Source organism: Streptomyces sp. CB03238 (genome assembly GCF_002099185.1).
Classification (GTDB): domain Bacteria; phylum Actinomycetota; class Actinomycetes; order Streptomycetales; family Streptomycetaceae; genus Streptomyces.
This window is the reverse complement of record NZ_NBCN01000054.1, coordinates 1-8,512: the sequence shown is the minus strand read 5'-3', so window position 1 is coordinate 8,512 and position 8,512 is coordinate 1. Positions and strand designations below refer to the sequence as shown.

7 protein-coding genes, 1 pseudogene and 1 riboswitch are annotated in these 8,512 nt (G+C 71.6%); of the genes and pseudogenes, 2 read left to right on the top strand and 6 right to left on the bottom strand.

The window, feature by feature from the left end; all coding sequences use genetic code 11:
• The first annotated feature begins 65 nt into the window (after positions 1-65).
• Complete coding sequence (locus BKD26_RS38815; RefSeq protein ID WP_084907987.1) at positions 66-749, top strand: TetR family transcriptional regulator C-terminal domain-containing protein; 684 nt, start codon at positions 66-68, stop codon at positions 747-749.
• A 113-nt stretch (positions 750-862) separates the two neighbouring features.
• Here BKD26_RS38815 and BKD26_RS38810 read toward each other — a convergent pair whose 3' ends face one another.
• A complete protein-coding gene (locus BKD26_RS38810) occupies positions 863-1,657 on the bottom strand; it encodes an SGNH/GDSL hydrolase family protein (RefSeq protein ID WP_084907985.1) in 795 nt (264 codons plus the stop codon).
• A gap of 162 nt (positions 1,658-1,819) precedes the next feature.
• A complete protein-coding gene (locus tag BKD26_RS38805; RefSeq protein ID WP_084907983.1) occupies positions 1,820-2,716 on the bottom strand; it encodes a LysM peptidoglycan-binding domain-containing M23 family metallopeptidase in 897 nt (298 codons plus the stop codon).
• Positions 2,717-2,720: 4 nt separating this feature from the next.
• Positions 2,721-2,878, bottom strand: a riboswitch (cyclic di-AMP (ydaO/yuaA leader).
• A gap of 457 nt (positions 2,879-3,335) precedes the next feature.
• On the opposite strand from BKD26_RS38805, the gene BKD26_RS38800 reads away from it, so the two are divergent.
• On the top strand, positions 3,336-4,148 hold the full coding sequence (locus BKD26_RS38800) for a tyrosine-protein phosphatase (RefSeq protein WP_084907982.1): 813 nt from the start codon (positions 3,336-3,338) through the stop codon (positions 4,146-4,148).
• Positions 4,149-4,185: 37 nt separating this feature from the next.
• Here BKD26_RS38800 and BKD26_RS41895 read toward each other — a convergent pair.
• The 4 genes and pseudogenes from BKD26_RS41895 to ispG form a co-directional block, all read right to left on the bottom strand.
• A pseudogene (locus BKD26_RS41895) lies at positions 4,186-4,365 on the bottom strand (helix-turn-helix transcriptional regulator); the annotation flags it as partial.
• 98 nt (positions 4,366-4,463) lie between these two features.
• A complete protein-coding gene (locus tag BKD26_RS38790; RefSeq protein ID WP_084907980.1) occupies positions 4,464-5,849 on the bottom strand; it encodes an aspartate aminotransferase family protein in 1,386 nt (461 codons plus the stop codon).
• The gene (gene dxs, locus BKD26_RS38785) at positions 5,846-7,738 is read right to left on the bottom strand and encodes a 1-deoxy-D-xylulose-5-phosphate synthase (RefSeq protein WP_084907978.1); all 1,893 of its coding nucleotides are present in this window, start codon (positions 7,736-7,738) and stop codon (positions 5,846-5,848) included. The genes BKD26_RS38790 and dxs overlap by 4 nt, the downstream gene beginning before the upstream one ends.
• A gap of 23 nt (positions 7,739-7,761) precedes the next feature.
• The coding region (gene ispG, locus BKD26_RS38780; RefSeq protein WP_107418146.1) for a flavodoxin-dependent (E)-4-hydroxy-3-methylbut-2-enyl-diphosphate synthase at positions 7,762-8,512 on the bottom strand (751 nt) is incomplete at its 5' end.

The following is an 8,512-nucleotide window of genomic DNA, read 5'->3' as shown; positions in this document are numbered from 1 at the left end:
TCGGCGGCCAAACACCTGCCAGCCGCGGCACCAACCTCTCCAGACAGCACACCTAGGGTGGCGGCGTGGGCAGAGTGCGGTTGAGCGTGGCGGAGCGGCGGGAGGAGCTGCTGCGGGCCGCCGTCGCGCAGATCGAGGCGCGCGGTGTGGCGGCCGTGCGGATCGCCGACGTGGCGTCGGCGCTGGGCGTGAGCAACGCACTCGTCCTGTACCACTTCTCGACCAAGGAGAAGCTGGTGGCGGCGGCCTTCGCGTACGCCGCCGAGGGCGACCTCGCGCACCTCCGCCGCCTGCTGGGCCGCCGGACGACGGCGGCCCGCCGGCTGCGGGCGGCCGTCCACTGGTACGCGCCGACCGGCCGGGCCAAGGGATGGCGCCTGTGGATCGAGGGCTGGGCCGCGGCTCTGCGCGAACCCGCGCTGCGGGATGTGGCCCAGGACCTCGACCGGCAGTGGAAGGCGGCGTTGACCGAGGTGCTCGCGGAAGGCGCGGCGGCGGGCGAGTTCCGCTGCGAGGACCCCGAGGCGGCGGCCTGGCGGCTGACCGCGTTCCTGGACGGCCTGGCCGTGCAGATGACCGCGTACGCGGCGGCCTTCTCCCGCGCCGCCATGCTGGCCTGGGCGGACGAAGCCCTCACTCGCGAACTCGGCCACCCGGCGGTCCCGCCCGTCGCCCCCGGCACGTCGAACGCGCGCGACACGCCCAGCGCACCGGGCGCGTCCGGCACGTCTGGTCCGCCCGGCGCCTGATGGCCCGGCGCCCGTGCCAGGGCGCGGGTCCGGAAGGCCCGCCCAGGAGCCCGGCGCCGGAAGGCCCGCCCCAGGGAGCCCCCGTTCAAGGAGGCGCCCAAGTCCCCCGTTACCTACAGCGGGAGCAGGTCCGGGCGCTTGGCCGAGACGTGGTCGCCGGAGGATTCGCCGCGCAGGCGGCGGCCGATCCACGGGACCAGGTACTCGCGCGCCCACTGGATGTCGTCGCGGCGGAGTTCGAGGGGGCCGCGCGGCGGAAGGGGCGGCCAGGGCTGGTCCGGGTCGGCGGGGACGTCGACGCCCAGGACCTGACCGGCCCGGAGGGCGACGCGGGTGTGACCCTCGGGCGACAGGTGCAGCCGGTCGGCGTCCCAGGCCCGCCTGTCCTGGACGGTCTTGAGGGACCACAGGTCCAGGACGGGGCAGCCGTAGCGGTCCGCGACGGCGCGGACGTGCCCGTTGTACGTGGCGATCTTGCCGCGCAGCCGGCGCAGCACCGGCACGGTGCGGGTGTCGAACCCGGTCGTCACCAGGACCGTGCCGACCGCGGACGTCAGGTCGGCGACCGCTCGTTCGAAGCGCTCGGCGACGTCGTCCGGGTCGCTGCCCGGCCGGATGATGTCATTGCCGCCCGCGCAGAAGGTCACCAGGTCGGGGGCGAGTTCCTTGGCCCGCGGCACCTGCTCCTCCACGATCTGGTCGAGGAGCCGCCCGCGCACGGCGAGGTTGGCGTACCGGAACTCCTCGGGTTCCGGGAGCCGGTCGGCGAGCAGCACCGCGAGGCGGTCCGCCCAGCCGGCGAACGTTCCGTCGGGCCCAGGGTCTCCGACGCCCTCGGTGAAGCTGTCACCGATCGCCGCGTACGACCCGAATACGTCACTGTCTCTGAATCTCGAATCGTCTGCCACGGGAGCACATCATTCACCCGGTGATGTGACCTACGCGACCGTAAGGAGGGGTTGACGGGGAGTGATTTTTACCACCGGTCAAGATTCACCCAAGCCCGGAATACGGCTCCGCCCGGCACCGGGAGGCGGTGCCGGGCGGAGTGCTCTCGCTCAGAGCCGTCGTCAGATGGAGACGCCGTGCTGGCGGAGGTACGCCAGCGGGTCGATGTCCGAGCCGTAGCTGGGGCTGGTGCGGATCTCGAAGTGGAGGTGCGGGCCACTGGAGTTGCCGGTGGAGCCGGACAGGCCGATCTCCTGGCCGCCGCTCACGGTCTGACCGGAGGAGACGGTCAGCGAGGAGAGGTGGGCGTACTGCGAGTAGGTGCCGTCGGCGTGCTGGATGACGACCTCGTTGCCGTACGCGCCGCTCCAGCCGGCCGACACGACGGTGCCCGCGCCGACGGCCTTGACGCTGGTGCCGGAGGAGGCGGCGAAGTCGACACCGGTGTGGTAGCCGGAGGACCACATCGAGCCGGAGGCACGGTAGGGGGTGGTGACACCGGCGGAGACCGGGGCGGTGAAGCCCGAGGCCGCCGGGGCCTCGGCCTTGGCGGCGGAGCGCGAGGCGCGGCTCTCGGTGCGGGTCTCGTCGGCCTTCGGCTTGGCCGGGGCGGCCTTCGCCGGAGCCGCCGTGGACTTGACGCCGAGCGTGAGCTTCATGCCCGGGAGGATCAGCGACGGGTCCTCGCCGATGACCTGGCGGTTGTCCTGGTACAGCTTCTGCCAGCCGCCCTTGACGTTCTTGTTGCGGGCGATCTTGGAGAGGTAGTCGCCGGCGACCACGGTGTACGTGCGCGGCGCGGCCTTCTTCGCCGGGGCTGCGGGGGCGGCCTTGGCGGCGGTGGCCGCGGCGGCGACGGCCTGCTGCGGAGCGGCGGCCGGGGCGGCCTTCTCCGCGGCGTGCGCGCCGGTGGCGCCGAGCAGCGGGAGGGCGATGGCTGCGCCACCGGTACCGGCGGCGACGAAACCACGCGTAATGGAGCTGGACTTGGGACGGCGGTGCTTACCCTTCGCGGGCATGGCGAATTCCTCTCCGGCGCCTGCGAGGTGAGCTGTCGGGTTCGGACTGGAGTTGTCCGGCCGCGCCGTGGACGCGACTTCACCCCGAGCCGGTCCCGGAATTCCGGGGTCGGCGTACTACCTGGGTCCCCCGCTCCTGCCACGCGTGGGTGGGTGGGAATTCCGACCGGCGGCAGGATTCGGCGGTCCGGCCGGATTGCCGTGACCGTAAGCGAGGCGGCTCGACGTGAACAAGCCGCTGCTTTCTCCCCGGCATTCCGAGCGATGCGGCCGCGCCGGAATTCCGGTCACCCTCCGTGGATTACGGATCATGTATTCCCTTTGTGTGCACGGAATTCATGAAGGGCGCCCCGCCACGGACGGTCACGGTTATGACGCTGCTCACGTGGTCCTGCCCATCTCCCTTGCGACCAGGGCACGTTATATCTAATGCCCTAATACGGACAGAAGTGTCATTCCTTGACGAGACTTCTCAATCCCACCGCCTTCACAGCCGGGCAGCCAAACCATGGCGTAGTAGGACAGATCCCCCCGTCGTGCCCGACGAACCCATGTCGTATCGTCGGAACGCGACAATCGTCGGCCGCCGGCGCCGACCACACACACGTCAGGAGCCCCCGTGACGCAGCAGCTGCCGCAGGTCCCGTCGATCGAGCCCGAGCTGACCGGAGTGCGCAACTTCCGTGACGTCGGCGGGCTTCCGACCGTGGACGGCCGGCGCGTGCGCCAGGGCAGGCTCTACCGCAGCGGCCACCTCGCGCACGCCACCGGCGAGGACGCGGCCTTCCTCGCGGGTCTCGGGCTGCACACGATCTTCGACTTCCGCAACGCCGCCGACCAGAAGCTCGAAGGCCCGGACGTCGACCTGCCCGGCGTACGGAACGTGAACATCCCGCTCTCCGACCCGGCCGACGGCGCCGAGTTCTGGATCATGGTCCGCGACGGCGACATCGACCAGCTGCGCTCGATCCTGGCGGACGGCCAGGCGGCGGCCCGGATGACGGCCTCGTACCGCATGATCATCAAGGAGCGCACCGCCGAGCACAGCCGGGTCCTCCACGCGCTCGCCGAGGACAGCGTCCCGGCCCTGATGCACTGCGCGGCCGGCAAGGACCGGGCCGGGCTGTCCATAGCGGTGTCCCTGCTGGCCGTCGGCGTCGAGCGCGAGGCGATCGAGGAGGACTACCTCAAGTCCAACGACCCGCGCCGCCGCTACAAGGTACGCCGCAGCGACAGCTCCCCGGCCGGTATGTCGCCGGAGGTCATGGAGCTGCTCAGCCCGCTGTTCGACGCCCGCATCGAGTACCTGGCGGCGGCGTTCTCGACCATCGAGGAGACCTGGGGCTCGACCGACCGCTACCTGACCGAGGGGCTGAAGCTCAGCCCCGAGACCCGGGAGCGGCTGCGCGAGCGCCTTCTCGACGAGGGCTGAGACGAGCGCGCTGATCGCCTGTCCGGCGCCGCGCTCGAAGAGCGGAAGCGGCCGTACCGTAGACGCGGGCGAACCCGAGCAGCATCGTGCAGCGACGGATCCGGCGGCCGGTCTCCAGCCGTGACAGGTGCGCCGGGGACAGCCCGGCGCGCTGTGCGGCGGCCCCAGGGTGCGGCCCCCGCCGCAGCGCCCGCCGCTGGGGCGTGACGTCCGGCAGCGCGGCGGACGACGCGTGGGACGGCCCGGCCGCGCGACGGCCCGGCCGCGGACCGCCCGGCCGCGGAGGAAGTGGTCATGCCTCCCTTCCGCCAGAAGTCAGCGGTTGGCGATGGCCTGCTTCACCAGCGTCCTGCCGAAGTCCCAGATCAGGCCGCCACCGCTGTGCGCCTCGTCCATGACGGTGGTGAACGCCTCGACGAACCGATCGACCTCCCGCTCGCCGATGATCAGTGGCGGGATCAGCTTGATCACCTCGAGCCGGTCGCCGGAGACCTGGGTGAGGATCCGGTGCCGCTGCAGCAGCGGGACCACGACCATCTGGGCGAACAGGCCCTTGCGGGCCGCCTGAAGCATGGTCCAGCGGCTGCGCAGCCCGAGCGAGGACGGGCGGCCGAACTCGATCCCGATCATCAGGCCGCGGCCGCGCACCTCGTACAGCATCTCGTAGCGGTCGACGAGCGCGGCGAGCCGTGACTTCAGCAGCTCTCCGGTCCGCCGGGCGTTCGCCACGATCTCCTCGTCCTCGAGGACGGACAGCACCGCCAGCCCCGCCGCCATCGCCTGGGCATTCGCCCCGAAGCTGGCCGAGTGGACGAGCACCCGGTCCATCGACGAGTACACCTTCTTGAAGATCTCGTCCGTGCCGAGGGTGGCGCCGACCGGCACATAGCCCCCGGACAGCGCCTTGGCGACGCACACCAGGTCCGGCTCGACACCGTCCTCGTGCTGGTAGCCGTAGAAGGTGCCGGTCCGGCCGAGGCCGGTCTGCACCTCGTCGGCGATGAGGAGCGCCTTGTGCTTGCGGAGCAGGTCCTGGGCGGCGCGCAGGAACCCGGGCGGGGTCTCGTGCACACCCTTGCCCTGGATGGGCTCGACGATGAGGGCGGCCACGTCGCCCCGCTTCAGCTCCCGCTCCAGCGCGGACAGGTCGCCCAGCTCGATGGCGGTGTCCGGCAGCAGCGGGTCGAAGCCGTCGCGGAAGCAGCTCTCCCCGTTGACCGAGAGCGAGCCGGTGGTCAGCCCGTGGAAGGCGTGCGCGCAGTACAGGACGCGCGGCCGGCCGGTGGTGTACCGGGCGAACTTCAGCGCGGTCTCCACCGCCTCCGTTCCGCTGTTGGAGAAGAACACCCGCTCCAGGTGCGGCGAGTACGTCAGCAGCTTCTCGGCGAGCAGGCCCGGCAGGGGCGGGCAGTCGAAGCGGGTGAGGTCGGGCAGCTCCGCGTCGAGGACGTCGTGGAGGGCCTTGCGTACGACGGGGTGGTGCCGGCCCAGCCCCATGACGCCGAAGCCGGCGAGCATGTCGAGGTAGTCGTTGCCGTCGGAGTCCCAGAAGTAGGCGCCCTCGGCGCGCTCGTAGACCTTGTCGAAGCCGATCGTATGGAGCATGCGCGACAGCTGGGGGTTGAGGTGACGGGCGTGCAGGTCGTAGCCCTCGGCGCCCCGGTCGGCGAGCAGCGCCGTCAGATCGAACTTCTTGCTCATGCGTCGTTCTCCTTGCGTGCCGACGTGCGTGCCAGCGCTCCGCTGATCCGTCCCGCGATCTCGACCGGGGTGAGCCCGATGTCGGCCAGCACCTCGCCGCGCTTGGCGTGTGCCAGGAACTGCTCCGGGATGCCGAAGGTCCGCAGCGGTACGTCGGCCCCGGCGTCGCGCAGCGCCTGCCCGACCGCCCAGCCCACTCCCCCGCTGCGGCTGTTGTCCTCGACGACGGCGACCAGCCGGTGCCCTGCGGCCAGCGGGGCGAGCTGCTCGTCGAGGGGCTTGACCCAGCGCGGGTCGACGACGGTGCAGCGGATGCCGCGCCCGGCCAGCAGCTCGGCCGCCCCGAGGCACACGGGCGCCATGACGCCGACGGCCACCAGCAGCACGTCCGGGTCGTCCGCCCGGTGCAGGACGTCCATGCCGCCGATCCGTCCGGTGGCGGGCAGGGAGGGCCCCACCGGCTCCTTCGGGAAGCGCAGCACGGTGGGCGCGTCGGCCACGTCCACCGCCTCGCGCAGTTGTGCGCGCAGTTGCTCGGCGTCGCGCGGGGCGGCGATCCGCAGCCCGGGCACGACCTGGAGCACGGACAGGTCCCACATGCCGTTGTGCGAAGGCCCGTCCACGCCGGTGACGCCCGCCCGGTCCAGGACGAAGGTGACGCCGCACCTGTGCAGGGCGACGTCCATCAGCAGCTGGTCGAAGGCGCGGTTGAGGAAGGTGGCGTAGACGGCGACGACCGGGTGCAGGCCGCCGGTCGCGAGCCCGGCCGCGCAGACGGCGGCGTGCTGCTCGGCGATGCCGACGTCCCACACCCGGTCGGGGAACCGTTCGGCGAACTTCGTCAGCCCCACCGGGTGCAGCATCGCGGCGGTGAGGGCGACGACGTCCGGCCGTTCGGCGCCGATCTCGGCGATCGCGTCGCCGAACACGGACGTCCAGGACGGGCCTGCGGCGGGCGTGAGCGGCTCGCAGGTCAGCGGGTCCATGGCCCCGACGGCGTGGAACCGGTCGGCCTCGTCCTCCAGGGCGGGCCCGTAACCGTGGCCCTTCTGGGTCAGGCAGTGGACGAGGACGGGGCCGTGGAACCGCTTGGCGCGGCGCAGCGCCGACTCGACGGCCGCGATGTCGTGCCCGTCGATGGGGCCGACGTACTTCAGGCCGAGGTCCTCGAACATGCCCTGGGGGGCGATGAAGTCCTTGAACCCCTTCTTGGCACCGTGCAGCGACCCGTACAGCGGCGGCCCGATGACGGGCGTGTGGCGCAGGACGTCCTTGCCCCAGGCCAGGAAGCGTTCGTAGCCGTCGGTGGTACGGAGGGTGGAGAGGTGGCCGGCGAGGCCGCCGATCGTCGGTGCGTAGGAGCGCTCGTTGTCGTTGACGACGATGATCAGCGGCCGGTCCTTGGCGGCGGCGATGTTGTTGAGCGCCTCCCACGCCATGCCGCCGGTGAGCGCGCCGTCGCCGATGACGGCGACGACGTGGTCGGTCCGGCCACGCAGGTCGCGTGCCTTGGCGAGACCGTCGGCCCAGCCCAGCACGGTGGAGGCGTGGGAGTTCTCGATGACGTCGTGCTCGGACTCCTCACGGGAGGGGTAGCCGGACAGGCCGCCCTTGCCGCGCAGCTTGGAGAAGTCCTGCCGGCCGGTGAGCAGTTTGTGTACGTAGCTCTGGTGGCCGGTGTCCCACAGGACGCGGTCGACGGGCGAGTCGAAGACCCGGTGCAGGGCGATGGTGAGTTCCACGACGCCCAGGTTGGGGCCGAGGTGGCCCCCGGTCCGCGCCACGGCATGGACCAGGAACTGCCGGATCTCCTCGGCCAGTTCGTCGAGCTTCGCGCTGTCAAGCGCCTTGAGGTCGCGCGGCCCCCGGATGGTCTCGAGAATCGTCACGCTCGGGCCCCTCTCTGCTGCGGTCAGCTCACGGTGACGGCGGGCTCTCCGGACATGACGCCGTCCTTCTCCATCTGCTCGGCGATCTTCATCGCCTCTTCGATGAGGGTCTCCACGATCTTGGATTCGGGCACGGTCTTGATGATCTCGCCCTTGACGAAGATCTGGCCCTTGCCGTTGCCGGAAGCGACCCCCAGGTCCGCCTCGCGGGCCTCGCCGGGGCCGTTGACGACACAGCCCATGACCGCGACGCGCAGCGGCACCTCCAGGCCGTCGAGGCCGGCGCTGACCTGGTCGGCCAGCTTGTAGACGTCGACCTGGGCGCGGCCGCACGAGGGGCAGGAGACGATCTCCAGGCGCCGCTGGCGGAGGTTGAGGGACTCCAGGATCTGGATGCCGACCTTGACCTCCTCGGCCGGGGGGGCCGAGAGGGAGACGCGGATCGTGTCGCCGATGCCCTCGCTGAGCAGGGCACCGAAGGCGACGGCCGACTTGATGGTGCCCTGGAAGGCGGGGCCTGCTTCGGTGACGCCGAGGTGCAGCGGGTAGTCGCACGCCGCGGCGAGCTGCCGGTACGCCGCGATCATCACGACCGGGTCGTTGTGCTTGACCGAGATCTTGATGTCCCGGAAGCCGTACTCCTCGAAGAGGGAGGCCTCCCACAGCGCGGACTCCACCAGCGCCTCCGGGGTGGCCTTGCCGTACTTCTCCAGCAGCCGCTTGTCGAGGGAGCCCGCGTTGACGCCGATCCGGATCGGGGTGCCCGCGTCCCCT

Excerpts from the sequence above, each read along its gene's own strand:
- BKD26_RS38805 (WP_084907983.1), bottom strand. The coding sequence starts at position 2,716 with ATGCCCGCGAAGGGTAAGCACCGCCGTCCCAAGTCCAGCTCCATTACG.
- BKD26_RS38790 (WP_084907980.1), bottom strand. The coding sequence starts at position 5,849 with ATGAGCAAGAAGTTCGATCTGACGGCGCTGCTCGCCGACCGGGGCGCC.